This window comes from Halorubrum sp. Atlit-8R (assembly GCF_003666025.1).
In the GTDB taxonomy this organism is placed as follows: Archaea; Halobacteriota; Halobacteria; order Halobacteriales; family Haloferacaceae; genus Halorubrum; species Halorubrum salinarum.
This window is the reverse complement of record NZ_QPLV01000002.1, coordinates 1-25717: the sequence shown is the minus strand read 5'-3', so window position 1 is coordinate 25717 and position 25717 is coordinate 1. Positions and strand designations below refer to the sequence as shown.

At 54.9% G+C, this 25717-nt stretch carries 22 protein-coding genes, 1 tRNA gene and 1 pseudogene; 10 read left to right on the top strand and 14 right to left on the bottom strand.

All coding sequences use genetic code 11. The annotated features are described in order from the left end of the window. Position 1: 1 nt before the first annotated feature. Together DVK05_RS05835 and DVK05_RS05830 are read right to left on the bottom strand one after the other, a co-directional pair. Positions 2–805 carry a basic amino acid ABC transporter substrate-binding protein gene (locus DVK05_RS05835; protein ID WP_121562479.1) on the bottom strand — a complete coding sequence of 268 codons (804 nt, stop codon included), beginning with the start codon at positions 803–805 and terminating at the stop codon, positions 2–4. Between the two features lie 118 nt (positions 806–923). Then, positions 924–1820, bottom strand: coding sequence for a COX15/CtaA family protein (locus DVK05_RS05830; RefSeq protein WP_121562478.1), 897 nt, complete (start codon positions 1818–1820; stop codon positions 924–926). Positions 1821–2037: 217 nt separating this feature from the next. Here DVK05_RS05830 and DVK05_RS05825 point away from each other — a divergent pair, with 217 nt between their 5' ends. Then, positions 2038–3540 (top strand): MATE family efflux transporter, encoded by a 1503-nt coding sequence (locus tag DVK05_RS05825; RefSeq protein ID WP_121562477.1) that lies wholly within the window; start codon positions 2038–2040, stop codon positions 3538–3540. A 30-nt stretch (positions 3541–3570) separates the two neighbouring features. Here DVK05_RS05825 and DVK05_RS05820 read toward each other — a convergent pair whose 3' ends face one another. After that, the gene (locus DVK05_RS05820) at positions 3571–4026 is read right to left on the bottom strand and encodes a DUF5814 domain-containing protein (RefSeq protein ID WP_121562476.1); all 456 of its coding nucleotides are present in this window, start codon (positions 4024–4026) and stop codon (positions 3571–3573) included. A 158-nt stretch (positions 4027–4184) separates the two neighbouring features. Here DVK05_RS05820 and DVK05_RS05815 point away from each other — a divergent pair. Both DVK05_RS05815 and DVK05_RS05810 read left to right on the top strand, forming a co-directional pair. After that, a tRNA-His gene (locus DVK05_RS05815) sits at positions 4185–4257 on the top strand. 292 nt (positions 4258–4549) lie between these two features. Beyond that, positions 4550–5413 carry a GNAT family N-acetyltransferase gene (locus tag DVK05_RS05810; protein WP_121562475.1) on the top strand — a complete coding sequence of 288 codons (864 nt, stop codon included), beginning with the start codon at positions 4550–4552 and terminating at the stop codon, positions 5411–5413. A gap of 26 nt (positions 5414–5439) precedes the next feature. Here DVK05_RS05810 and DVK05_RS05805 read toward each other — a convergent pair whose 3' ends face one another. Genes DVK05_RS05805 through DVK05_RS05790 form a run of 4 tightly spaced genes read right to left on the bottom strand, consistent with a single transcriptional unit; the run spans position 5440 to position 12035 of the window. Continuing rightward, positions 5440–6156 carry a M48 family metallopeptidase gene (locus DVK05_RS05805; RefSeq protein ID WP_121562474.1) on the bottom strand — a complete coding sequence of 239 codons (717 nt, stop codon included), beginning with the start codon at positions 6154–6156 and terminating at the stop codon, positions 5440–5442. After that, entirely contained in the window at positions 6153–9125 is a 2973-nt protein-coding gene (locus DVK05_RS05800) for a type I restriction endonuclease subunit R (protein WP_121562473.1), read from the bottom strand. Before DVK05_RS05800 ends, DVK05_RS05805 begins: the two co-directional genes overlap by 4 nt. A gap of 1 nt (position 9126) precedes the next feature. Then, positions 9127–10449, bottom strand: a complete 1323-nt coding sequence (locus DVK05_RS05795) for a restriction endonuclease subunit S (protein WP_121562472.1) — start codon at positions 10447–10449, stop codon at positions 9127–9129. After that, positions 10446–12035 carry a class I SAM-dependent DNA methyltransferase gene (locus DVK05_RS05790; RefSeq protein WP_121562471.1) on the bottom strand — a complete coding sequence of 530 codons (1590 nt, stop codon included), beginning with the start codon at positions 12033–12035 and terminating at the stop codon, positions 10446–10448. The genes DVK05_RS05795 and DVK05_RS05790 overlap by 4 nt, the downstream gene beginning before the upstream one ends. Before the next feature lie 328 nt (positions 12036–12363). On the opposite strand from DVK05_RS05790, the gene DVK05_RS05785 reads away from it, so the two are divergent. The 6 genes from DVK05_RS05785 to DVK05_RS16805 all read left to right on the top strand — a co-directional run bounded on the left by DVK05_RS05785 (position 12364) and on the right by DVK05_RS16805 (position 16790). Next, the gene (locus DVK05_RS05785; RefSeq protein WP_121562470.1) at positions 12364–12609 is read left to right on the top strand and encodes a hypothetical protein; all 246 of its coding nucleotides are present in this window, start codon (positions 12364–12366) and stop codon (positions 12607–12609) included. A 5-nt stretch (positions 12610–12614) separates the two neighbouring features. Beyond that, complete coding sequence (locus DVK05_RS16820) at positions 12615–13208, top strand: hypothetical protein (RefSeq protein ID WP_147437730.1); 594 nt, start codon at positions 12615–12617, stop codon at positions 13206–13208. Between the two features lie 190 nt (positions 13209–13398). Continuing rightward, positions 13399–14880: a hypothetical protein gene (locus tag DVK05_RS16815; RefSeq protein ID WP_147437728.1), complete on the top strand. Its 1482-nt coding sequence runs from the start codon at positions 13399–13401 to the stop codon at positions 14878–14880. A 126-nt stretch (positions 14881–15006) separates the two neighbouring features. Then, positions 15007–15321, top strand: a complete 315-nt coding sequence (locus DVK05_RS16810; protein WP_147437726.1) for a hypothetical protein — start codon at positions 15007–15009, stop codon at positions 15319–15321. A gap of 397 nt (positions 15322–15718) precedes the next feature. Continuing rightward, positions 15719–15988 (top strand): hypothetical protein, encoded by a 270-nt coding sequence (locus DVK05_RS05770; protein WP_121562467.1) that lies wholly within the window; start codon positions 15719–15721, stop codon positions 15986–15988. A gap of 505 nt (positions 15989–16493) precedes the next feature. Next, positions 16494–16790 carry a hypothetical protein gene (locus DVK05_RS16805; RefSeq protein ID WP_147437724.1) on the top strand — a complete coding sequence of 99 codons (297 nt, stop codon included), beginning with the start codon at positions 16494–16496 and terminating at the stop codon, positions 16788–16790. Positions 16791–17069: 279 nt separating this feature from the next. Here DVK05_RS16805 and DVK05_RS05765 read toward each other — a convergent pair whose 3' ends face one another. Further along, positions 17070–17852 carry a recombinase family protein gene (locus tag DVK05_RS05765; RefSeq protein ID WP_121562466.1) on the bottom strand — a complete coding sequence of 261 codons (783 nt, stop codon included), beginning with the start codon at positions 17850–17852 and terminating at the stop codon, positions 17070–17072. Positions 17853–18000: 148 nt separating this feature from the next. Beyond that, complete coding sequence (locus DVK05_RS16800) at positions 18001–18498, bottom strand: hypothetical protein (RefSeq protein ID WP_147437722.1); 498 nt, start codon at positions 18496–18498, stop codon at positions 18001–18003. An 83-nt stretch (positions 18499–18581) separates the two neighbouring features. Here DVK05_RS16800 and DVK05_RS16795 point away from each other — a divergent pair, with 83 nt between their 5' ends. Beyond that, on the top strand, positions 18582–19643 hold the full coding sequence (locus DVK05_RS16795) for a hypothetical protein (RefSeq protein WP_147437720.1): 1062 nt from the start codon (positions 18582–18584) through the stop codon (positions 19641–19643). Between the two features lie 71 nt (positions 19644–19714). Here the strand turns inward: DVK05_RS16795 and DVK05_RS16790 are convergent, their stop codons facing one another. The 5 genes and pseudogenes from DVK05_RS16790 to DVK05_RS17535 all read right to left on the bottom strand — a co-directional run. After that, entirely contained in the window at positions 19715–20356 is a 642-nt protein-coding gene (locus tag DVK05_RS16790) for a hypothetical protein (RefSeq protein WP_147437718.1), read from the bottom strand. A gap of 1154 nt (positions 20357–21510) precedes the next feature. After that, positions 21511–22794, bottom strand: coding sequence for a hypothetical protein (locus DVK05_RS16785; protein ID WP_147437715.1), 1284 nt, complete (start codon positions 22792–22794; stop codon positions 21511–21513). After that, positions 22795–24261: a PQQ-binding-like beta-propeller repeat protein gene (locus tag DVK05_RS05755; RefSeq protein WP_121562951.1), complete on the bottom strand. Its 1467-nt coding sequence runs from the start codon at positions 24259–24261 to the stop codon at positions 22795–22797. A gap of 415 nt (positions 24262–24676) precedes the next feature. Then, positions 24677–25132: a hypothetical protein gene (locus DVK05_RS17540; protein WP_233559392.1), complete on the bottom strand. Its 456-nt coding sequence runs from the start codon at positions 25130–25132 to the stop codon at positions 24677–24679. A 466-nt stretch (positions 25133–25598) separates the two neighbouring features. Beyond that, positions 25599–25717 (bottom strand): annotated as a pseudogene (locus DVK05_RS17535) (IS6 family transposase); the annotation flags it as partial.

Below are 25717 nucleotides of genomic sequence, written 5' to 3'. Positions count from 1 at the left end.
CCTACTCCTGCCCGAACCAGGTGTTGGTGATCTCCTGGTACGTGCCGTCGTCGCGGACGGTCTGGAGGCCGTCGTTGAGCGCGGACTGGAGCTCCGACTCGTTCTGCCGGATGCCGAAGCCGAACTGCTCGCCCGTCTCCTCGACGAACGCGATCGTCACGTCGCGGTTCGCGGCGAAGGTCTCGGCGACGGGGTTGTCGACGACGACCGCGTCGATGTTGCCGTTCGCGAGGTCCTCGACGGCGAGGACGTAGCTGCCGTACGTCGAGAAGTTGTCCGACGAGATGATCCCCTCGTCGACGAGGTTCGTCTCCACCTGGTTCGCGCCGGTGGTGCCGGACTGCGCGCCGACCCGGGTGCCCTCGAAGTCGCTCCACCCGGACGGCTGGAAGTCGCCGCCCTCGCGCACGAGGATCGCCTGGTCGGACTCCCAGTAGGGGTCAGAGAAGGCGATCGTCTGCCGGCGCTCCTCGTTGATCGTCATCGCGGCGGCGATGACGTCGATCTCCTCGTTCTGCGTGAGCGCCGGGATGAGCCCCTCGAACTCGAAGGTCGCCCACTCGCCGATCTCGTAGTCGGTCTCGGCGACGACCGCCTCGAGCAGGTCGATGTCGTACCCGACCAGCTCGCCGTCCTGGCGCATCTCGAACGGCGGGAATCCGGGTGCGGTCCCGGGGGTGATCGTCGTGGCGCTCCCGCTGTCGCCGAGGCAGCCGGCGACGCCGGTCAGTCCGACGGCGGCCGATCCGCCGGTCAGCTTCAGGTACGTCCGACGGCTCACGTCGGTGTGGGTGCGGCGTGTCATACCTGTGCGAGTACGGGGAGCGATTTCAACCTTTCCTCCCTCGGGCGGCCCAGACGCGCATCTGCCGGTCCGACGCCGCCGGTTCGGAGCGACCGAGGGCGCTCGACCCCGGGGCGGCTCAGTCGCCGCCGATCGGCGCGGCGCCGTCGCGCATCCCGTCGGCCCCGCGGAGGGTCCACGCCGCGCCCGCGGCGAGCGCGATCGCGACGCCGAGCGCGACGAGGTTGACCTGCTGCCAGACGGCGGTGTACAGGACCAGGTCGCGGCCGAGCAGCAGCGTGCCGACGAGCGCGCCCATCGAGCCGAGGGCGAGCGCGCGGACGGTCCCGGCGGTGCCGGCGTCGAGCCCGTCGTACCCGCCGCGGACGGCCTCCGTGGCGTACGCGACCGTCGCGACGAGCCCGAGGTGGCCGGCGAGGCCCGTGATGTAGAACGCCGCCTGCGCGGGCGGCGCGTAGGTGAGGAACGGCACCGCGCGCGAGAAGACCGCGCTGGCGACGACGCCGGCGACCGCGATCCCGGCCGCCGCTCGGAGGAGCCGCGCGGTCCCGCGCCCGCCGCCCCAGATGGTCGCCAGTCCGAGCAGCGTGAAGATGGTCAGCGCGACGACCAGGTGCGCGGCGTGCGTCGACACCGTGTACCCGCCGGGGACGAGCCCGCTGAGGGTGACCGTGATCGCGCCGACGGTGATCTGGAGGGGTAAGATTACGACCGCGAGCGTCGCCGCCAGCCTGGTGCGCCGGTCGAACCCGGATCCGAGCCACGTCCACCCGGCGACCCCGATGATGAGGAAGCCGGTCACCATCGCCCACGCGCGGTGGAACCACTCGATGAAGTCGGGGTTGATGGTCAGCGCCGGGATGAGCTGGTCGGAGCACAGCGGCCACTGGGCCTGACACGCGAGCCCGGAACCGGTCGCCGCGGTGTAGACGCCGAGCGAGAAGAGGACGAGCGTCATCCCCGTCGTCGTCGCCGCGTATCGCCTGAACGTTAGCCACGCGGGCCGAAGACTCATTGGCGGATTTCGGGCGTGCGCGCACTTAGACCGTTCGGCCGCTCCTCGTCGCCGGGAAGCGCTCGCCGCGGGCCGCCGGCTTCCGAACCCTTTTGACTGACCAGTCAGTCAGTATCGGTGTACACCGAATGGCAGACACGGACCGCCGGAGCCCCGATCCCCCGCACAGTCCCCTCCCCGAACGCGACGGCTCGACTCCCCCGGAGGCGATCGCCTGATGGGCCTCCGCGACGCCGTCGGCTCGCTGTTCAAGGGCGCCGACGAGCTCGACCTCACCTCCGGCGACATCGGGTGGCCGCTGTTCTTCCTCTCCCTCCCGATCGTCGTCCAGAACCTCTTTCAGGTGCTGTACAACCTGGCCGACACCTTCTGGCTCGGGCGCTACAGCACCGAGGCGCTGTCCGCGATCACGTTCGCGTTCCCGATCGTCTTCCTGATGATCTCGCTGGCGCTCGGCGTCTCCGTCGCCGGGAGCGTCCTCGTCGCCCAACACACCGGCGCCGGCAACGAGGAGCGCGCCGCCTACGCCGCCTCGCAGACGATGGCGTACGCCGCCGTCATCTCCGTCGTCTTCGGCGTGCTGGGCTACGTCCTCGTCGACGACATCACGGCGCTCCTCGGCGTGAACGAGACCGTCGCGCCGCTCGTCGTCGAGTACATGCGCGTGTACGCCGTGGGCCTCTTCGCCGTGTTCGGCTTCGCGGTGTTCATGTCGCTGATGCGCGGCTACGGCGACACCGTGACGCCGATGTACGTCATGGCCGGCTCGGTCGTCCTCAACATCCTCCTGGACCCGATCTTCATCTTCGGGTTCGACGCCAACCCGCTGTTCGGCGCGCTCGGCCTCGGCGGCGTCGAGGCCGCCGCCCTCGACGCGACCGGGTTCACCGGGTGGGGCATCGGCGGCGCCGCGATCGCGACGGTCGGGTCCCGGGCGCTCGCGCTCCTCGTCGGACTCCGGATCATGTTCCGCGGGGACCGCGGGGTTCAGATCCGGCTCTCGGAGATGCTCCCCGACCCGGAGTTCGGGAAGACGATCCTCGGCATCGGGCTGCCGGCCTCGGCGGAGGGCGCCGCCCGCTCGGTCTCGATCACCGCGCTCCTCCTCGTCGTCGCCAACTTCCCGAACGCGGTGAGCGGGGCGTACGGCATCGGGACGCGGATCTTCTCGGTCATCTTCCTGCCGGCGCTCGCCGTCTCGCAGGGGATCGAGACGATGACGGGGCAGAACATCGGTGCCGGGGAGCTGGACCGCGCCGCCGAGACGAACCACTTCGGCGCCCGCGCCATGCTCGGGCTGCTCACGGTCGGCGGCGGGGTCATCGTCCTCGCCGCGCGGCCGATCGCGGGCGTCTTCTCCCCGGACCCGGCGGTCGTCGACCACGCGACGACGTTCCTCCGCGTGAGCGGCCTCTCGTTCGGGTTCATCGGCGCCATGCGCGCGTACACCGGGGGCTTCCGCGGCGCCGGTCACACGATGATCGCGGCCGTCATCTCGCTGATCACGCTCGGTTTCGTCCGGCTCCCGGTCGCGTGGGTCGCGGCCGGCTCGCTCGGGGCGATGGGCCTCTGGATCGCGTTCCCGGTCTCGAACGTCGTCGGCGGCGTCGTCGCGTACCTCTGGTTCGAACGCGACACGTGGCGCGACGGGAACCTCACCGAGGGCGAGTCGCCGGCGGAGGAGATCGGGTCCGACATCCCGTCCGCCGACGGCGACTAACCGCGATCCCCGCGGTCGCCGGCTCGACCGCTATCCGGACAGCTCCCGCTTCGCCTCCCGGGCCCGCTCGGACATCTCGCCGTTGCCGTCGACGTCCGCGAGCGTCTCGATCGCTTCCAGCTTGCGGACGGAGTCGTCGAGGAAGGAGAGCACGTCGCCGGTGTAGGCGTACACCATGTAGTCGTCGGTCATCACGTCGACGATGGCCTGCGGCCCGAGCCCCTCGGCGCGCAGTTCGAGGACGTAGCGCATGAACTTCTCCTCGGGACAGCCGCAGTAGGGGTTCGAATCGCAGTCGCAGTCGAGGAAGTCCTCGGCGAAGTCGAGCACGCGGTCGCGGGTCGTCTCGTCGAGCTTCGAGAGCCCGTCGCCGGTGAACAGCAGGTCGAGGGTGGCGCCGGCGAACGCCCCCTTCGGGATGTTCGCCTCCAGCTGGGAGGCGAGCTGCCGGTGGTTTTTCACGTAGATCTTGTCGGTGAAGGCCACGGGTACCGGTCGATACGCCGGCACGCCTCAAAAGCGACGCGGTGCCCGGGAGCGGGTGGCGGCCCGATCGGCCGTTCCGCTCGGGGCGCCACTCGATGCCACGCCCGTCCGGGAGTCGTAACCGTTATTTACCGAAGCGGGGTACGTTTCGACGCGTGTCCGGGTTAGGGTAGTGGACTATCCTTCAGCCTTGTGGAGGCTGAGACGCGGGTTCGATTCTCGCACCCGGACCTCCTCCGAATTCAGGCATCTGAGCGAACGTCTCATCCTCCTAAGGCTGAGACGTTAGATGCGTGCTCGCACCTCGTACGACCTATGTTGGCAAACCGGCATATCCCACAATAACTACTGTAGATTGTGCTAACCACATCTGGCGAAGGCTAGTGGCTATGTCCTATGGAGCACAGAGGCCCCCGCAGCGAAATTCTACTCCCGGCTCCAAGCAAGAACTCCCGAAGCCCCAACTCACGTCTCGTTCACCACGTCATTAACACTCATCACACCGTGGTGTCTCAGAACCGACATGGCGATTACTAGTGGATGTACGAGGTTGGGCAGCAGTGTCGAGACTACTACAACCCAGACCGTCGTCAATTGCCCAGAGTGCGATGTGAAGACACAGATTGCTGACGTTGTCGGTGGAAGCAACTACTGTGTCAGCTGTGAGGAACTGCTTGGGGCAACAGTCGACACCAGAGACGAAACTCTTCCCGGATTCACGTGTGGGGCGTGTGGCACCACGACTGCGCCAATGTACGAAACCACCGGGAGTGTTGGTAATGTAGAAGTGGTAAACTGTTCAGGAGATAACTGTGGCAAAACGGTCGCGGCGAGCTACAACCAAGCGGCGTTCCAGCCTTACAGCGAACTGCTAACCGTCTCATGGGTACGCAGTACGAAGTCTTCTCCAACTGGAGCCAACGTGACTCCTGTCGAGACAGCTCGTGAGCAAGCTGCTGTCCAGATACTGAATCTCGAAGCGAAGGAGGAGGACAGGTCATTTCGACTCTACAATCCGAACTCGACGAACGCGTTACTCGTGGAGTACAACGGAGACGTTACAGGCTACTTGACGTGGAACGTCGGCGAACAACCCGACGACGGGTCGAACCCAGCTATCCTCCGCCAGATATTCGTCCTCCCACAGTTCCGTCGGCAAAAGCTTGCTACTCAGCTTGTAGAGACATTCCTCGAAACCATTGTCTCAGACAGGGCGGGGGGAGAGTATACTGTTGAGAGCGCAAATGCCTCTACGCTCCAACTCCTCAAATCGATGGGCGAGGTCTCATATGACGTGACCAACGATGCCGTCGAAAATATCGATACGAAGCGCGTCAGCTTCACCAAGACGAATCCATTCGCAAAGCTCTGCAGCGCGCTCCAGTAAGTCGACCTGCGGCTCAAGACTTTCACCTATACAGTCAGACTGCCACCCTTGACTCTGAGCCACTCACGTCTATCTCGATAGTCTGGGACGAGTGTACCAACCGTGTTCCAGAATGCGTCGGAGTGCTTGTCATGTCTAAAATGAGCGAGCTCGTGGGCGACAACGTAGTCCTGTATTTTTCGAGGAGCCAGTATGAGACGCCAGTGAAGCACTACCTCGCCCGGTCGGTACTCACCCCACCGTCGCTGTAGCGACTGGACCTTGATGTCTACGTCCGTCAGCCCCAACTTGTCGATATACCGGTCGGCACGTGTGGGAAGCTTTTCCGCCGCTCTCTGTATGTACCAGTCAGTCACCGCTTGGCGTTTGCGCTTGATACTGACGGGCGAATTGTTCGGAATCCGGAGCTTAAACCCGTTTCCGTCGAAGTCAAGTTTCGGCTCTCGCACGTCGTCTTCGTACACCCTGAGCCGATACCGCCGCCCGTTGTAGAGGAGTTTCTCACCACTCAGATACTCCTTGTCGAGAGGGGGGTCTTCCTGTTCGGCGAGACCGTAGAGGGTCTCCAGTATCCACTGCTTCTTCTCCTCCAATACCTCTTCCACGTCTTCCAAGGAAGCCTCCACGGGCGCACGGACTACGAGCTCCATCGAGGAGTCCATCAAGAGGCCGATAGTCGAGCGGTCTGGGCTCCATTCGACTTCATACGGGACGACTGTCTGCCCGATATGATACTCTCTCATGGCTGGTAGTGTGCACGCGCCAGTTCGACGATGCGGTTCGTGAGCTCAGTCCGCTCTTCCCCCGACATCTGGATGTCAGCCTTCATCAGTCGCAGCTTCACCTGTTTCCGGAGCTTCTGTTGGACTGTGACCTTCTCCTGCCACTCGACGACATCGGCGACTTCCTCCACCTCGGCGATGATATCGCCCGTCAACTCGACGAGTTCCTGCTGGTCGGTGTCGTGGTCCTCAGTAAGAAGGACCCCTTCGAGAGCGTGGTAGAACGACAGTTCGGTGGCGTCCTCCAACCCCTTCGCTTTGGCCTGCTGGTCACGCGTTCGCATCTCATCGAGCACCTCACGGAGTTCTTCGATGATTTCGCGGTCGTTCAGCCGCTTCTGTTTGTACTTTTCGATGAGCTCCTCAACGCGCTCCTGTAACGACTCGTACTGGACCGGGTCCTCGTCGTACCGGACGGATATCTCGTGCTTGATGGCGTGTTGCATCTCGCTCGCACGGGCTTCGTCGCTCTCTAGGCCTTCAATTTCAGCATCGAACTCGTCGCCCTCCATTATCGAGACCGGGTCGTCGTTGAGTACGTCGATGCCCTTCGAGCGGATGTGCTTCTGGATGAGTTCGCGCACCTTCTCACCGGTGCCCTCCAGATTCATCGAGTCGTCACGATAGCGTTGCTTCGCCCTCGCGTAAATCTCGCTCAGGCGGTCGAGGTCGCCCTTGTACGGATTCGCCATCGGATTAGGCAGCACGATGTCCATCAGCTTGGAGAAACGCTTGTAGGCGTTCTTGAACTCGATACGCGTGTCCTCGTCTTCGAGCGTCTGTAGACACGCCTCCATATCGTCGATGTCGTCGAAGAACGACTTTGTCTTCCGATGGGCGGCTTCGAGTTCGGGCTCCTTGTCCTTCAGCGGGACCATCGCTTGCTTCACGTCGTCTTCGCTGAACATTGCCAACGCCTCTCGGAGGTCGTCTGAGACTCCATAGTAGTCGACGATGAGCCCGTGGTTCTTCTCGGGGAACGGTCGGTTGACACGGGCGATAGCTTGTAGAAGAGTATGCTCTTTCAGCGGCTTATCGAGGTACATCACCTGCGCCACCGGTGCGTCGAACCCCGTTAGGAGCATATCACAGACAACGAGCAGTTCGACCTCGCCTTCTGGGTCGACGAACGAGTCCTTGTATTCCGAAATCTCGCTGTCGGTGGGGGTCCACTGCTTGATGTGCTCGGGGTCGTTGTGGCCCTTCGAAATGATTACCCGCGACTCGGGGCCGTTCAATTCATCGAGCTTCTTCTTGTAGCGGACGGCGGCCTCCTTGCTAGTCGTGACGACCATCCCCTTGAACTGGTCCGCAATTTCGCCCTCGTAGTGCTCGATGATGTCCAGCGCGACTTCCTCGACACGTGTCTCGGCTTCAGCGAGGTCCTGCTCGCGGGCGTACCGCTTCTTGATTTCCGCCTTCTCCTCATCGGAGTAGTCGGCGAAAACGCGGTCAAAGATGCGGTCGAGATTCGCACCTTCGAGGTGGATGTCAGCGAGGCGGCCCTGATAGAGGATTTCGACTGTGGTGTCGTCGTCGAGCGACTGGTCGATGGTGTACGTGTCGATGTAGTTTCCGAACGCCCGGCGGGTGTCGCGCTCCTCTTTCTCGATAGGTGTCCCGGTGAACCCGATGTAGTAGGCGTTTGGGAGTGCCGTCCGCATATTATTCGCCAGCGTCGCGTACTGCGTCCGGTGGGCCTCGTCAACCATCACGAAGATGTCGTCATCACTGGAGAGGACCGGAAAGTCACCCTCCTCGTCGTCGTCCAACTGGAACTTCTGAATAAGGGTCGTGATGGTCTCACCGGCGTGGCTGCTCAGCTTCTCGCGGAGGTCCTCCTTGTCCTGCGCCCGCTTTGGGTTAGGGAAGCCGCACCGCTGGAACGTGGCATGTATCTGGCTGTCTAGTGCCGTCCGGTCGGTGACGAGCAGTAGCGTTGGGTCGGGCTTCTCACGGCGGAGTTTCAGCCCAAGGAAGAGCATCGTGAGTGACTTGCCGGACCCCTGCGTGTGCCAGACGACACCTCCCGGTGCTTCCCGACGGCTTCGATGTTTAATTCGCTCTAAGGCTTTCTGGACCGCACGGTATTGCTGATACCGAGCAACCATCTTCACGGTACCGCTCTGCTTGGTCTCGAACACCGTGAAGTGGCGGAGTTGGTCGAGGAGACGCTCGGGTTCGAAGAGCGCGTAGAGCATCCGATGCTGCGGGGACACGTAGTCGATATCGAAGAGGTCGGCGAGGTCGTCGTCATCCATCGGGTACGTGTCGCGCCACGGCTTGTACTGGCTCTTGGGCGTCCTGTACGTTCCCATCACCGCGCCTTCGTACCACATCCCGACCGAGAACTGGTTGTACCGGAAGAGCTCGGTCGCCCCCTCGCTCCCGGTCTCAGTGCGTTCGTTCTGATACCGTTGGAGCTGTTCGAGTGCCTCACTCTTCGGTTCCGCGATGGTCGGAGCCTTACACTCGATGACTCCGAGAGGAATACCATTGACGAAGAGCGTGATGTCGGGCTCGATTGTCTCGATGTCGCCCTCTACGTCGAACTGACTGAGCGCGAAGAAGTCGTTGTTGTCAGGGTTCTCAAAGTCAATGTACTTGACTGTCTGGTGCTTCGTTCCGTGGCCCCGGTCCTGCTTGACTGATGTGTGTCGAACGAGCTTCTCGTGTATCTGCTCGTTCTCGTCTATCGGACTCGTTCCTGTAACCTGCTGAATCTCACGGACGACTGCGTTCAGGTTGTTATCTAAAAGCCACGGGTTCAAGTCCCGGACAGCGTTACGGAGTCGAGGTTCGAGTACAGCCGAGGATTTCGTTTCGCGAGGGTCCCTCCACACCTGTTGCTGCTGGTCGTGGATATCCCAGCCAAGAGTCTGGAGGCTTTGTAAAGCAGGGCGTTCTGCGTCGGCGTACTCATCAGACATCCTAATTCCCCGTACTGACGCGTACTTTCCCAGTAAGAAGGTCCTGCATCAGTCCCTGTCTGAGTTCCCGGAATCGTTGTTTCGTTTCACGTTCTTGCTCGACCTTCTTTTGTGCTAAATTATGAATCTCGATTATTCGGTCTTGCTCGTCAAGGGGAGGAAGAGGCATTTTGAGTGACTTGATTATCTGGTTATTGATATTAGTGCGCGTCCCCCCATGACTCATTGACTCGATTTGGAACTGTGAAATCGGGGAGTCAGAGATATACGCAGCAAGGTACTCAGGGCGGACCCGCTGCTGATTGACCTTCAACCGGATTAGACTGGAGTCCATTATCCCCTTTCGAGCCGTTTCGGGGAACACGTCGGTACGGCCAACTGTACCCGCACGTGTAATAACAACATCTCCCGGCTCAAGTGCTGCGCTCTTCAATTCTTCAAACTTCTCTTCGGTAAGATACTCGGTCCCCATCGAGTAATCTCTATAGATTATATTCTCCTGAACGTACACTTTCGGCCCTTCCTCTACCCTGTCCTTTTTACTGATTCTGCCACCCGGTGGTCCCCCACGAATCGGCTTCTTGTCGGTTTCTTGGTCAAGGATATCTTCGACCTGCTCTACCTCCCAAGAGACTGGTAGCTGATACTCGCGAGGGCCAATAGACACGGTAGTCAACGAGGTGTGTCCAATTCCATTTTGAAGTAGGTCCTGTGTCAAGCCTTTTTCCAAGGAACGGGCCTCCTCTAAACTCCGGTTTGTTTGTTGAATCTCGTTGTTGACTGTAGCGAGTATCTCCGCGATGCGGCGGCGTTCGGATTCTGGGGGAAGAGGAATGAGAGTCTTGCCTAGGTCTGTCCACGACGTTCTGGGGAGATTCGTTCCCTCCATTGTTGATACGACACGGTCGCGAATGAGGGTCGAATGCATTAGATACGGCAAATATCGCTGGAGGGTCGGGTCCTCACTGTAGATGGGAATAATATCTGAGGAGCAAATGCCATCAAACGGCGCGATGGCTGCTTTATTAAGATTTGGCCGGAGTTTTCCGAAAAGCACATCGCCCTCACAGAACGCGCGGGAACTGCTACGTTCAGCACCATCCTCATCATAGCCATTAATATCGAGTTCTCCACTATCGAGATGCTTCAGGCCGACGTATCGAACCGTATCTCTTTCATCGGTGTCGATAGACTCGCGACGGTGGTTGAATACCTCTCCGAATCGCACAGTCGACCAGTCGGACGGGACGACGATAGTCTTCGGTCCGAATTCAACCTCTTCGTAGCCCTCCGGAATTTCTGATTGCCCGACTGCTTCACTCATCGGTAATCTAACTCCTCCATGTACTCATCCAATTGTTCATCCGTCCGCTGCCGCTCCGTTTTCAGCTTATCAATCTCATCCAATTTCCGGCTCACGTCTATGGACTCCTCAGGTGCTGTCGTGTCCACGTAGCGTGGTACACTCAGATTCCAGTCGTTTTCCTCGATTTCTTGGATATCAACGAGACGGCTGTGATGGTCCTCCTCCCGTCCTGTGAGGTAGGTCTCAGCGATATAATCGACACCTTCGGAAGTTAGCCGGTTCTGGCTCGACAACTCTTCAAAGACGTGTACTCCGGACTCTCTGAGCTCTTCATCCTCTGCGTATATGAATTGAATCTTACCCTCTCTTTCCTCGGGCTTGTCCTTGTTGAGGATGACAATACATCCCGGCGACGAAGTATTATAAAAGAGATTCTCAGGGAGTGCTATAACCGATTCAATCAGGTCATCTTCAATAATCGGCCTCCTAATTTTCTTCTCAGAACGAGACCGGAAGAGCAAGCCGTTATCCATAACGATGCCGGCTTTGCCCGTCTCTGAAAGAGAGGCAAGCATAAGTTGGACCCATGTCCAGTCTCCCCGGTTTTTCGGAGGCAGCCCGTATGTGAAGCGGTTGTAGGGTTCATTATCTTCCACCCATTCTGCATTCCATTTCTTCTGATTCCACGGGGGATTTGCGACTACTCTGTCGAAGACTTCCAACTCACCGTGTTCGGTGACAAATTTCAGCTCCGTGATTGTGTCTCCCTTTGCGATGGTGGCGTCCTGTAGCTCGTGTAGAAGGACGTTCATCTGACCGATGGCCCACGTGTTCAGATTCTTCTCCTGCCCGTAGAGCGAGATGTCGTCTCGGTCGCCACCTTCGTCCTCGACGTGCTGCGCGGAGTAGATGAGCATCCCTCCGGACCCACAGGCAGGGTCGTACACGCGGTCACCGGGCTCGGGGTCGACGCACTCGACGAGCAGCTGGACGACTTCGCGTGGTGTGTAGAACTCCCCGCCCTTCTTCCCGGCGTCGTCGGCGAACTGGCGAATTAGGTACTCATACGCCCGCCCAAAGATGTCGGGGTCTTCGAGGTCCGCGTTCCGGTAGCGGTGCTTCGAGAAGTGCGTGACGAGTTCCTCCAGCGTCGCGTCCGAGAGACGGTCCTTGTCGTTGAAGTCGACGGAGGTGAGGACACGGTCTGCGATGGCGTCGTTCTCGTCTTCGACTGCTTCGAGAGCCTTGTTCAGAGTCGCCCCGATGTCGCTGCTCTGGGCGGCGATGTGGTCCCACCGAGCGCGCTCCGGGACCCAGAACTCCTCATGTAGGTCTCGGTCGCCTCTAATCTGTTCGAGAAGGTCTTCGTCCGGTTCCTCGTCGTCGCCGGTGAGTTCCTCGGCGATTTCCAACGTCTCTTCTTCGAACCGGTCGTTGATTCGCTTCAGGAAGAGCAGCCCGAAGATGTAGTTCTTGTAGTCTGCCGCGTCAATACTTCCACGTAGAATGTCTGCTGCCTCCCAGAGATGAGATTCCAGCGTGTCGAGTTCGAGAGTATCCCCATCTTCGGTGTACTGGAGGAGACTCTCGTCTTTAGAAGCCATACTGTCATCATGTGCCATCTGCCGTTTATCTCTTTCTGGTATCACTGACGACGGCACCCCCGCGGTCTGCTGTAGTTTTATTTCATCTGCTTACAGCGGCGTCGGTGGAGTCCTTCCTGAATCGCACGTAATGAGGTTTTGACCCCACACTCACATTTGTAGTATTGCCCAGTCACGTGCCTGTAAGTTAGATACCCGTCTGTCACCTCCTCTTTGTATCCTGTCATCGTATAGAAAGACAGGATAGGATTGCTTTGGTCTATTCTCGCCATATTTGAGGTTGGAATTTAGTTCACGGTTCAAATACGGTGACAGCCTACAGAAGTCGATGACTCTCAGAGACGAAGCATGGAACGCACTCTTGGAACAGACTGTGATGACTTCAAAGTTTAAAATAGTTGACTTACCGTTCAAAGAGTCGGAACGCCATACTGTCCGACGGTGCCTGAGACAAGCCGAGGAGTTTGGTTGGCTTGAGCGTACTTCTGAGCACTCGGCTATCTGGCGTGCAGGGCCAAAGGCGAAGATGCTGATGAATCTCTCTGAGGAGAAGCTCCGGCTCGCAGAGGAATGACAAGGGTGGTTGGGAGCGACGCAGAGGCGGCGTTGCGCATCCCACCGCCGGGAGGACGCGAGCACCGGCGTCTCCAGTATCTCGTTGAGAACGGGTATCTGGACCTCGAATCGACGCCAATAGACCTCGGGGAAATCCCAACCCCGGAATTCGCACAGGCACGACGTGCTGTCGCCCGGTCGACGACGCTCTCAGTTCTTCACGCGGACCTTAAGGCAGTCGCGACATGGTATCTTCGGCAACAAGATGCTACAGATATCACGTATGAACAACGATACCCAGCTAAGTTCCGCGTCGCCGATGTAGTGTCTACTTCGACTGGACGGTATATCGAAGTCGGGCAAGTCGAGGACATCTCCAGAGTCTACCAGAGCCTCGGCCTCGATATCACGCTTCGAGGCAGCAGCGTCTCTCAAGTGATGAACCGCTACCCGCCTGATGGAGAGGTCCAGCCAATCAGCGAGTTAATTTCTATTCCATTTCCTACGAGCGACCAGACGAGACGTGCGTGGGAGTTCGATGTGTTGTCGGTCTACAGTTTCACCACCGGCGATTCTGTTCCAGTAGTTAACAACCGTCGAAATCGGTTCTGGCCATAGTGACACCGGGACCGGTTGAGTAGCTGTTCGTCCCCTCGTATCGATGTTTGTGTCCTGAGAGAGTTGGTTGGTTTTGCGCTAAGTATAGAGCCGGATGTAGACTGAGTACATATATGTCACAAAACGGGACTGATGAAACGTCTCATCTGGAAATCAGTGAATGTTGTCGAGAATCTGTAGGTGGGCGTATATGAGCCTACAAGCCAAGTTTTCGGCACTTCCGCTCGACCGTCAAAAAGCAGTATTAACACGTGGAGGTCTGCTCACCGGCCGGAGTGAGCATGACACCAAGCGAGTCAGGATTGTCGAAGAGGTCCTCCGCTACCCAGAGGGGATTCAGCGGCCCTTGTTGCTTAGGAGGGCATTCGGCCACACGTCGACAGAGGGCAAAGAGGCGAATACAGACTATCAGTTCCTGACTCGATTTTTGACGAACCACCGGGGGTACTTCCAATTCGGTGGAGGCGAAAAAGAGCAAAATCGACATACGGGAGTCGAACCGACACGGGATTTGCTGGACTTGATTCTACAAGGCGTTCGTCAAAACATCGAGGAGAGTGGTCTTCGCGGTGACAAGGAGTTCTGTCGAGACCTCCTGAACGATGTCGACCGATTGACCCCAGACATACAAGAGTTCCTCGCTGATGCGCTGGTTCGGTACGTGGAGCGGACCCGAGACTACTGTATCATGTTTGAACTGCTGGGAGGTCAAGACCAATCACTCTACTATAAGGTCCCGTATCGCACACGATTCAACTCACGTGAACGGGCAGCAAAGGGCCTCGCCCGGTATCATGAAACACTCACTCGCGCGGCAGAGGTGTACGAGACGGCGGTCATGGTAACGCTCACAACCGACCCATCAAAGTTCGATTCACTAGGGGAGTCGATAGAAGCACTGATGGACAATTTCAATCGGTTGAACTCGTGGATGGCATACAATCCAACGACGGTGGAGACGAGTCGCCCCGGGGAGCGGTTACAGTATATCAAGGTCTTCGAGTTCACTGGCGGGTCAAGCGACTCAACACGACCGGGACTGCCACACCTCCATGTCGTTTACTTCGGTGTTGACCGTCGAGAGGATGGAATGCCGTATCTCATTGACAAGGAAGAGCTCAGTCAGAAGTGGGATGACCTCGGTCAAGGACGGATTGTCAATCTCAGGGCTTTCGAGCGTGAGCAGCAGGAGGATGGTTCAGGGGAGTTTGTCTACTGGTCTGGTTCCGAAGGCGACGACAGAGAGGAGTCCGATGAACAGGTGACGGTCCGAGGCTATCTCTCAAAGTACCTTGGGCAATTAGTCGGACTTGCTGACAAAGCGGACCAACTTGAATCCAGCAACGTGAGCGAATCCGGTCTTGAGCTATCCAAGTTGGCTCTGTACTGGGTGACTGGCAGACAGGTATGGTCTTGCTCAGAGGAGCTTCGAGAATCCAGTCAACCTGATAATGAGACCGAAGTGGAAGAAGAGCAAGAGACGGAGACAGTGGACGTACTCGTCCGGTTTGCGGGCTGCTATCGAAATGGCGACGTACCGAGGGCGTTGCGGGAGAACACCGTTGAACTGGCACCGCTCGACACGGAGCGTCTCGCGGACGGAGCCTATCGGTGGCGGATGAAGCGTAAGCCACCGACAGTAGGGGGCCATCATAACGCAGCTACCAACTAACAGCTGCCGCGATAGCCCCAAGACTGTGGAGTTGAATTGAATCTTACCTAACGGGTGGATGCTCTGTTAGGTAAGAATACACCTCTGGACAGAACGGATATAGCCGGATGTAGATGACCAAATTGTATGTCCTCGCCATCGTATCCAGCGAGTATCCCACAGTACCTCGGAGACGGGTTGAAGAAACAAAACCGTGACACGCTCCTCGATATCCAAGCATACGTGGATGAGTTGTTGCGCTGGCAGACGGCACCGCCTGAGGATATTGAGTTCGATGAGGATGAAGAAGAAATCGAGATTGCCACAGGGAGCAGTTACACTCGTGTCGTGAAGCGTGTCCCATGCGGAAAGAAATGTAACGGGTGTCCACACGGCCCATACGTCTACCACGTCAGCAGACAGGGTAGCCGTCTCATTTGGGAGTACGCCGGTAAAGAGTGACTTGAGTGATACACCTATGATGAATCCTCCGACGCTTCTGTGCGTCGTCTGAATTCGGCGACTTCCTCGAATTTCGGCCTCGCTCCACGAGAAGCTTATATCCTATCCACAAGTAATAGAATAAACCTCCGAAGTTATCACTCACACAACCCCTCTCGACCGTATGGAACGACAGTGTCTCCTCCAACAGCATGGTAGCACCGTTCTCGTCACCGGAGGGCTCGACGACGACCTACAAGACGTAGTCAACGCAGCCCATCAGGAGTGGCGTTGGCTCCGAGACAAAGAACGTGTGGATACCTTCGCCGAACACCGCTAAACGACTAGTAGTATCATAATACTCCACCTTCACCTCGGACGGGTCGGAGATACCCAAACCACCAACCACACCACAAGCATGGACCAAGACGATTGGCAAGATGCCCTCTCAAACGCCGAAATAGAGGATTACCGCCCCGACTCCGAATTCCTACGTGAACATCGAGCCGAAGATATCGCTTCCGTTGAGGAGGACCGTGAAATCCAATGCGCCGAATGCGGTGGGTTCGTCTCCGACGACGAGCCGCTCTACGACATCAGGTGGCAATATTGCACAGAAGCGGGTGTCACTGACTACGGCACCCTCTGGCTCTGTGATGAGTGCGTCCAAATGTTACCCGGTGTCTGATGATGTACTGCGAAGAGTGCGGCCGAGAAGCCGAGGTCGAAAATCCTGCCTCTTTTGCGAACGTATGGACCGAACAGAACTGTATCTCGCCCTAATCGTATTCCTGTTAGCCGCACAGGTATACGAGACGGACATATGCCTGAATCCATCGTAATTCTCGTTATGATGATTCTTTTCTTATTCCTGTTTTATGTCGTCGGCACCACCATCATCGAACACGTTAATCGTTGATGAACTACCAATACTGAGCGATTCATGAGTCTCCTGTACCGACCACAACAGGGCCAAAAACTATCACTTACTGTAAATTTCAACAGAGCCGCTTGAGTCAATAGTTCTGGGTAGTAGTCCAGCAATACAGTAATTTTATTGTTATTATAGATATTTTTATATTTGTGGCCAACATACTTGTTATCAGGATAGTTCACTGAGATATCCAGCTTGCCAGTTTCAGCCGACGTACGGAGTTACTGACGGTTCAGCTGACAAGGAGTTGTGATACAATATGAGTACAGAAACCCGAAACGACGAAGCAGTACAGACAACCGATTTGAAAGCTCTCGCAAGATACGACTTGGCAGATTGCCCCGACAGTCTGGTGTCCGACCTTTATCGACACATCGTTGAACTACAAGATGATTTGGCTTCGGTATCGAAAGAGTACCACACTCACCTCGATTCGGGCCTTCGTCCTCTAGCAGACCCTCTTGCCCATCTATCTGTAAACGTTGAGAGAGAGATTGAACACCGCGAGGCGTTGGAAAAGCATGAGATTGTGAATCAAACACGGCAACGAGAGTAGTCGACTTCACCTCATACAGTATCTTCTAAAAACGTTCAACTTCGTTGTTAGTTATTCTCTTCCCGCGACCTTGCCTGTTCCAACAACTCTCTTTGCTTGAATCGTTCCCACAGATTTTGTTCTTCGTCTTCTGTATCCGGAGAGTGTTTGAGACACCACGCATAGCGTTCCGGCTCACGAGCAACTACGAGTGAGGCCACGTATATCGAATCTCATCTTCACCAAATGAGACCGCGGCTACTCACGGCTAACCTAACGAGTTGCACAACAAGGTACGAGTTACTCCTCAGCAGTCACCTTGGATTCGAGCTCCGCGAGCCGCGCCTCAAGGTCGGTCAGCTCGCTCGAAGGAGGGGTTCGTTCGCCGAGGGCGGTAGAAAGCCGCTCATCATCGGTCTCTCCCGAGAGGTAAAGTTCGCGACGTTCTTCATCCTTGTAGATACGGTCGAGACTCGACTGAGGTACCCCATACGTACGGGCGATGCTGTTCACTGATTGCTCTGGGCTGAGTAGTGCGGTCTCTACAGCCATTTGCATCGCAAGGTAGTCCTCCATCTCGATTACAAGATACCCTTGGTCATCAGTCGTGAAGCCATAGGGAGGACGACCCACCCACTTCCCGGCCTCAATAGCACGATTGACACCGGACTGAACTCGCTCGCGAATCATCTGAAGCTCGAACTCCATCAGCCAGCCGAATAGCTTGCCAATGAGGGCGTCGCCCACGTTGCCCTCACCACTTAGATTAGGGAATCCGTCATTTGTCGTCGTCAGCGCAACCTCGTTCTCTACGCAGAGGTCGATGAAGTCCGCAGTCGTAGTGAGTCGTCGAGAGAGACGGCTCATCTCATAGGTCACTACGTGGTCAATCTCACTTGACTCGATATCTTCTTTCAGACGCTCGAACTCCGGCCGTGAGTCGTCTGCTCCGCTTGCTATGTCGACGTAGACCTCAGCCTCAGCGAACACGTCACCATCGAGAAAGTCCTCAATTTCACTTCGTTGTCGGTCGGTGGACTGTGTACGTGTAGAGATGCGGAGATAGACGGCGGTTGTAGGCATACTTTGAGTAAGATGTATCCGTATATAGGTATATCTGCTTTTGGGTAACCTACTCAGAACTAATGTTTCTGAGCAAGTGATTCTCAAAGTCCCGAAAGATTCTCCATAATCCACATAGCCGTGATTGTTTAGATACTACTGATAGAGGTCACAAAAAGAATCGGTCAGAGCTGAGTTCCGAAATCTTCGGAGAGTCAGGAGATTCGCGGTCGTTGTTGATACTATTCTCTCCAAACACCTCTTTCAAGAGAATAGAGTTGTTGATATCCGCTTTACAGAAGGCCTCGTACAGGTTGCCAGCCCACATTTCAGTAAAAAAGAAGCCACCTTCATGACTGAACTCTCCGGGGTCCCCTTCCAGATACCCAAGATATACATATTTTTTTGCTTCCTCTTGTGTGGAGTTCCTGTGTACTCCGGCATCCATGGGGTTGACTTGAACAAGTTTGAGAAAAATTTCTGATGCCCCTGCTTCTTTGAAGAACGTGAGGTGGTCGGTGGTTAACTCAACATCGGCAACCGAAGTGTACTTCGAGTCAGGTGTCGCTGTTCTGCTTGCCTTACCTAACCCCCGTGACCGGGACGGACTGGAAGTGTCGTCGTTTTTATCCATAGTATCTATTTTCGAATAGTGCTGGTTGAGCACTAAGCGGCCTAAAATTAGACTTTGGGAAATATATCACTTACATAATCGCTATCGTTATCGCAGTGAGTTGCTTCTCCTCAAGTATGCCAGTCCTTCATCAATATCAGGATGGGTCCGGCTACTATGTCCGCGCCAAACCATCCGGCCTGAATACACCTATCACGTATCAGGTTCACAATAGTGCCCGGTCGTTCTTCTCTGACCTCGGATACGGAGATGGTGATAATGTTCCATGGGAGGTCATTCAACCGCTGCGCGCGATTGGTCACATCTACACAAACGGAGAAGGTGTCGAAGAAGGAGACCTGACTGATAGTATCAGTGGAAAAATTGCTGAGCTAAGTGATAACGGGCGAGAGAAGCTTATTGACTATCTTGACCAATATACCAATCTATCTATCGACAAAAAACGAGAATTGGAAAGACTGCTTGAAGCGGGAGAAATAGAAGAGGTAAACGAGATAATTGAACTCCTCAATGGAGATTCCTTGTCACAGTCCACGGGTCAAACTCTTCCACCATCTCTTCGTCGGATTGCAACCGAACACTTCGGTAGCAGTAGCCAGCAGACAGTTGTTGTGTCATCACGGGGGAAGGGGAATGGATATACTGATGGGTTCAAGTTGGATGCCGCCCCGGTGTTCGTATCTGCGAAGCACAATGGTGTCGAGCCACTGAAACTGCGATTTATGTCAAGTGAGACCAGAGACAGCGATGAATTGCCGAGAAACGCATTTTACGATAGCAGTCCGTTCGATGGCAGATTCGTCTGGGAAGAAGCACAAAAAGATGAATACATGATTAATGTGACTGCCGACGGCGAATGGAATCTTCTCATTTCACAGGGCGTCCCCAAAGCAGAGGAAGTCCCGCTCTCGATGGTTGGCCGTGATTTCGAGGTCTTTGGGCCGTTCGAAGAGGATGGGTTTCTATCGCTTGAGTACCAATACTATGGAGAAACGTGGTTTGAGGTCAACACTGTAAACGAAGACGGAGAGAGGGAGAGTGAATTGTTCGAAACCAATTACCTCCATAACGACATAAAGGGAGAAATTGTTGAGGGCTCTGTTGCGTTCAGTAGTAACGTTCCTTACGTGGCTATTGAGTCCTACGGCGAGTGGCAAGTTAATCTCACTCGCGCATAACGCCAAGATTCTAGAATAAGAGAGTGAGACATGGCGGGCTGCTATCGGCAACCCTGTGATAATCCTCACGCCTACTCCGGGTCACGACTTGACCCGCTATCGGAATAGAAGTCGTGTCGGAGATTAACTCCATCTCGATACTTCTCACGGTATATGTGCGCCTTTTGCTCCATCGTCTCTTTTGAAACCCCGAGTTCGGCGATTGCGTCTCTAAGCATCGCGACTTCGTAGTGAATCTGTATCAGGACGAAATGACGCCACTGCTCTGTGGACTGTGCGGACTCTTGTATCTCACTCCGTAGACGGTCGAACCGTGCTTCAAGTCCACTAAGCGACTGCTCGAATGTGATGAATTGCTCTTCGTCAAGGACGACCTGAGCAGTCTCGTCTACGTCGTCCTCGAAGAATCCGTAGTAAATCGCATCCAGCGCATACTGAGTGAGGGCCATTACCTTCGGGGGATGAGCGTAGTTCGTGTCTGAGTCGTATCCAATCTTTTCGACGAGACCTGCCCGTACAAGAATACCGTCAGCTCTGATTCGTTGCTCGACTTTGTGCTTGGGCAAGCCTGTTTCACGTCGGATAACCACCGAATTTGCTTGGCATTTTGGATGCCTATCGAGGCATTTCAGAATTATCAGGCTGGCATCATCGTAGTCTGCTGCTTGGAGGTCCTCTGGGTTGTGAGGAGTCCTTGTCCTGTTCGACTTCATAGACTGTCTGACTCTCTTCGATTGCAAAGATATTGTGCGGAATATAGTGTGTAGTATCGGTGAGACGCTGTTCACACAGCGTGGAGACACAGGGTAAAACAGCGTAGAATTCGATTATCGACTATCCCCTATGAGGATACCCCCTCAATACCCTAATTACAACCGTCCATTCAACACGAACCTTAGCGTGGATATTCTACGATGAGAATCATAGTGAAGATTGCCGTACTATTGGACTGGAAACCCGAGTAATAATGCTTCTACTCTCTGTCTGTTGGGCGCGTCGCTAGCAGCCGTCAGAGCGAGATGGAAGGTTAGAATTCCAGCCCTCCGCTTCGGGCGTTCCACTTCGCTGAGACACTCTTCTAACACGTTATTGCCCGCATCAAGTCGCTCGACAAACTCAGCTGTTGCTGGTTCATTTAGCACTTTGCTTCGGACGTGCTGATACGAGTCAACTACCTCTAAGAGGGATACAGCATCTTCGAAGTCACATTTGCTGGCACTATTGGTACTTTCCTGCTTGTTTACGAATTTCACTAGCAGCTTCAGATGGGTCATCCGTATCACAGTCTCGGGGGCCATCGGACTCATCCTGACTAGCTACTGAAACTCCTCCAAGACGTTCCCCAATCTTCTGAAGAGACTCGCTAGCTGTAGTCTTCTTCTTTTTCTTCTGTTTTGCGGGTCTCGAATTCTTTCGATGCCGGGATGGCTTGAAGGTGGTCCAAGAGCCCACTCTGTGCTCCGGAATACCCTTTTTGTGTTTAAGCCGCTGCTTCATCCGCTTCGTTGATTTTTTTCCACTCATGCCCGTTTATTCCCCATTTTGTTCACACAGTTTTCGTCGGGTACCGATGCCACGCCCTCATACGCCTTCTGAGGCGGTTGAATTACACCGTGTTACTACATCATGCTATGTAATAAACATGCGCACGAACTCTGGTGTGTAGAGAACACTCATTAGAATGGGATGGCAAGTTTGAGTCCTAGTCCGGTCGTTTCATACATTCCATCTCATTTTGTGCGCTATCTACGCTAATAGGGGATTCTGATACTTACTAATCTGAGACCGACGGGGAGAACGGAGCTACAGACTCATCTGTTCATAGCTAGAACAAAAATGAATAAGGTATCCCGAAGAGCGTCTTCTGTTACTCTGGACCAGAGCTAGTTACTACTTGAGCATCTCTTCGCTTGACACCATTACCACGTAGTCCTGCCTTCATTACAAGCAGGATGGTCTTCGGTGGTTGAGAGCTGGACATGGTAGCTACCGTATTATGATAATGGGGGTCAGCCTCAGTCCCTATCTCTGGGAGTATCACATCCACTTCGAGGTCTTCTAAAAGTTCTACTTGGTCATTGACAAACGTCCGTAGGTATTCATTCTGGCAATCATCTTGGAACCAGCCAGATACGTAGCGGTCCAGCAATTCGACCGCCTCTTCGACCTCCTCTGTATCGGTATTACTCTCCGACCCGAAATCATCTGATTTGACCTCTTTACTGCTTTCAGGTATAGAACGGTCACCTACGTCGTCTTCCTCTGCGTTTGGTTGTTTGGAATCCTCCGGTGTTTCTTCGCTGTCGAAGGAACGTTCATTAGCCGTTTGGCGCAGTTTCGAATTATCACTATCCTCGTTAGACCTGTCGTCACGAACTTGTGAGTCTCCGGGACTGCTGCCCCTCTCGGAATTAGGTGTAATGTCATTTAGCGCGTCGCGCAGGGCTTCTGCATCCAAACGTGCCTTCTGTTGCATCTTCTGACTACTAAGCTCATTCTGAAGCGTCCTAGACATTCCAACGACGTTCTTGTCTTTTGGTGAGTCACGTAAGCGAATAGACCCGCTGGCGGTTGCAAATGACGCTTGTTCAATCCCAAGCAGACCCGAGTACCACGCGTGGCCGTCATTCCATGAAGATATCTTTTCAATATTTAGATGGGCATTATTAACGGAGAGGAATCGAGTCGCTCGTACGATACGTTCAGTTGTGATGTAGTACGTTGTAAGCGTGTTTTTCCAGTATCGAAGGATACCTGAAATGAGCAGGTAGAGCCCTACCACTAATGGAATAAAGACGAACACGTATGGGTAAGTTGTGTACTCAAACACGTAGATAGAGCCCGCCAACATCGGAATACTTGCCGTCATCAATACGTAGGCGAGGACAAGGCGAGGGTGGTACGCTTCAATAATACTCTCCTCATCTCTTATATGGAATCTTGATGGAGCTCTGAAATACAGCACAACGCCTCCGATGAACACGAATATTGAAAGACCGTATATGAGGTCGGTCAATACCGTGGGAACCCCCGACTCTTGTGATACCCACCAAGCGAATGCCGCCAGTATCACTCCGATTATCGGAACGCCCAGTAGTTCACGTCGTGGGCCAGAGTTCGTTTCGACTTGACTGAATTTATTAACGCTCATTTATTCACCTCGTCGTCGGAACGCTTGACCGAGCATCACAAAAATCGAGAGAGCCGTACTCACCAGTGTGAGTACGTACATGTCCCCAAGTTGATTACCGATATCAGTGTCAGGATTATTTGAAATTAATCCACGGTACTCGCTTGAGTCTTCTTCTGAGGATATTTCGTTTGCGTCCTCTTCTGGGGCTTGAACGGTTGATTGTTCAGATGTAGGGCTCTCTTCGGTAGCATCACCGGCTGAAACTGGGTCGCTCGGAGACGTTGGGGTTGTAAGTTCAAACCGGCTGGTTCGAACAGTAACAAGCTCACCCATACATGCCACGTGGACCCCTGAATCCGAAGCTACCGGTTTTGAAACGTAGTCCTCGTAGTAGTCTCGACTAAACCTTCCCGCAGTGCCGAGCTGTACACTCCAATTTTCTGTACCTGATGAGGGAGAAAGAGAAATTAGTGTCCTACTGTTATTATCTCTGCGCATAGCTGAGAGATATATAGCGTCGGCTGATTGGTCATACGCAATTGAGTCGCCCGGGTATGGGTTCCCCCCACCAACCCACACCACTGACCCATCCTGCGCGTCAACTGCTTTCAGACTGTCTGTCCCAGTAAACACTAGTTCTCCATTCGTGACTGGGCTCACCATGGCATTACCATAGAAACCAACACCACCGTCCGAGTCTACTTTCCAAGCAACGTCTCCTGTTTCTATGTCTATCGCAGTGAGAACGCTACTTGCCGCGAATACTTTGTTATCTGCAATTGCCATGCCTCCACCGGGTTGCTCAACATTTAGTCCACTGGTGTCCAACTCAGTCTCCCATACAACTCGGCCGTCCGCAGCAGAGAGTGCCGCCACGGATTTATTTAGGCGTATTAAGACGACGTTCCCGTAAGTGAGAGGGCTTCCTCCCTGTCTTGCACCAACATACCTCTGTCTTCCCCGTATATATACCCCCAACTCGGTTGACCAGTTAACAAGCCCAGATTCGGAAGACACCGACTGGACCGTTGAGCTACTGGCGATAATGACATTGTCTTCGTGGGAATCAAATCCCAGAATGCTGCCAGATACTGTGCGCTTCCACAGTTGCTCTCCCGTCTCAGGATTAAATGCAAATACTTGACCGTTTGAACCGCCTGTAAATAGGATATCATTAATTACGGCTACGCTACTGGGAAAAGGGTTAGCACCTACCGATGCCTGCCATGCTGTACTTCCCGTCTGGATGTCCAAAGCCCGCAGAGTACCGTTGTTAGAGCCAAAAACCAGTTGCTTGTGAACTACAGGGTTTGTGATTATACCCGTGCGCTCTCTCCACAAAACTTGTTGGTCAGACTGAGTAGACCCTTTTGTCTGGAGTAAAGTGGCTATGGGAATTAGTGCGAGGCTGTTATTTGTGAACTCACGTCGGGTATACGACTGATGCGCTGCTTGCTGCTGGCCAGTAGTGGTATCTGAGCTCATTTAGTTTGGGAGTGCGATTGACACTTATGCTCAAATTGTTATAGAATGACACCATAATGAATCTATGTGAATTTGTTCAGACAGAATTACAGCAGGGTCAACTCCGCTGTCATTAGTATGCCAGTTTGTTACTATCAACTATTTGGCTAATAGACGTTCCTGTATCTCCCGGTATGTATAAACTCAAGTTGATTTTAGATATTCCCACCTCTCGGAAGAACGTGAAGTTCCAGACGTTCATTACAGGGCGTAGACTGAAACGAAGGCGAATTCTCCTAGTAAAGAACGGTATACTGCGTACATTTAGCATGTTGAACTGAGGGGAGTTGACCTCTGCGTTTTGGAAAATTCATAGGCCTATTGCCTTGCTCTTGACCGACGCGCCGAAAAAATACTCCGTCTGTTGTTGGCTTGCCTAGCAACCGTCAGAGCGGGATGGAGAGTTCGAATTCCAGCTCTGTTCTTTTAATCGCTCCACTTCGCTGAGACACTCTTCCAACACGTTATCGCCCGCAGCAAGTCGCTTGACAAGCTCAGATGTTGTTGATTCGTCTAGCACCTTGCTTCGGACGTACTGGTACGAGTCAACTACTTTCGAGAGCGGGACAGCATCTTCGAAGTCCACAACTCTTGTGGGTCCCTGCGCGGCAACGTGGTCGCCCATATCAAGCCGATTTTCTTTCTCGATGTAACCGACAACGTATCGGGTCCCATAAGAATCGACTAAGTCCTCGTTCCGGCACTTGGTGAAGAGGAAAAGGTACCGACGGCTGCTGTCGTTCAGAAACCCGGAGATATTACGTTGATAGCACTCGTTACAGTAGTTTTCTGCTCGCTTTTCAAGATGCGGCTCTGTCTTGGATTTCCCCACTATGTCTCGAACAGGAAGTGGGGACTCAGGAGCATGGAAGAAAAACTGGAGCTGTCCTCTCGTCCCGAGCGAATCTGGGTCGATTTTTGTTCGATTCACGACGCTCGGTTCCTGACCGAGTTCGCTTTGGGTAGACCGCTGGACCTGAAGCAGGGACCTCGTACCTTCACGGTCATAGCGTAACGGGCGACGGTACCACGGACCGTCTCCCGAGTCTTTGGAGTATGTTGTAACGAACTGATTCGCTTCAGTGCCGGAGGTCCCGCTCAGGGGGATGGGGGTATCGTAAAGCTGCGAGTAGTCACGGTTTCCGAGAACGAGGTACTCCGCATCAAACTCCTCACGACGGACGTGCGCATTATACCCGAGTCGCTCTTTGACTTCCTGAGGAAGGGTGTGGTACTCTTCTTTCGTGATTGGGTCATACTCTAGTGTGAAATGGCCGATGATGTACGCACCGGTCGTGTTAACTTAAGCATCGGTTCCAGCAGACGGCGAAGGCTCGAAGCCATGATTCTGCCGCTGTCGGCTCCGCGTTTCTAAACGTATTTGAAAACGAAGAGGTTCTGCGTTTTACTTCTCTAA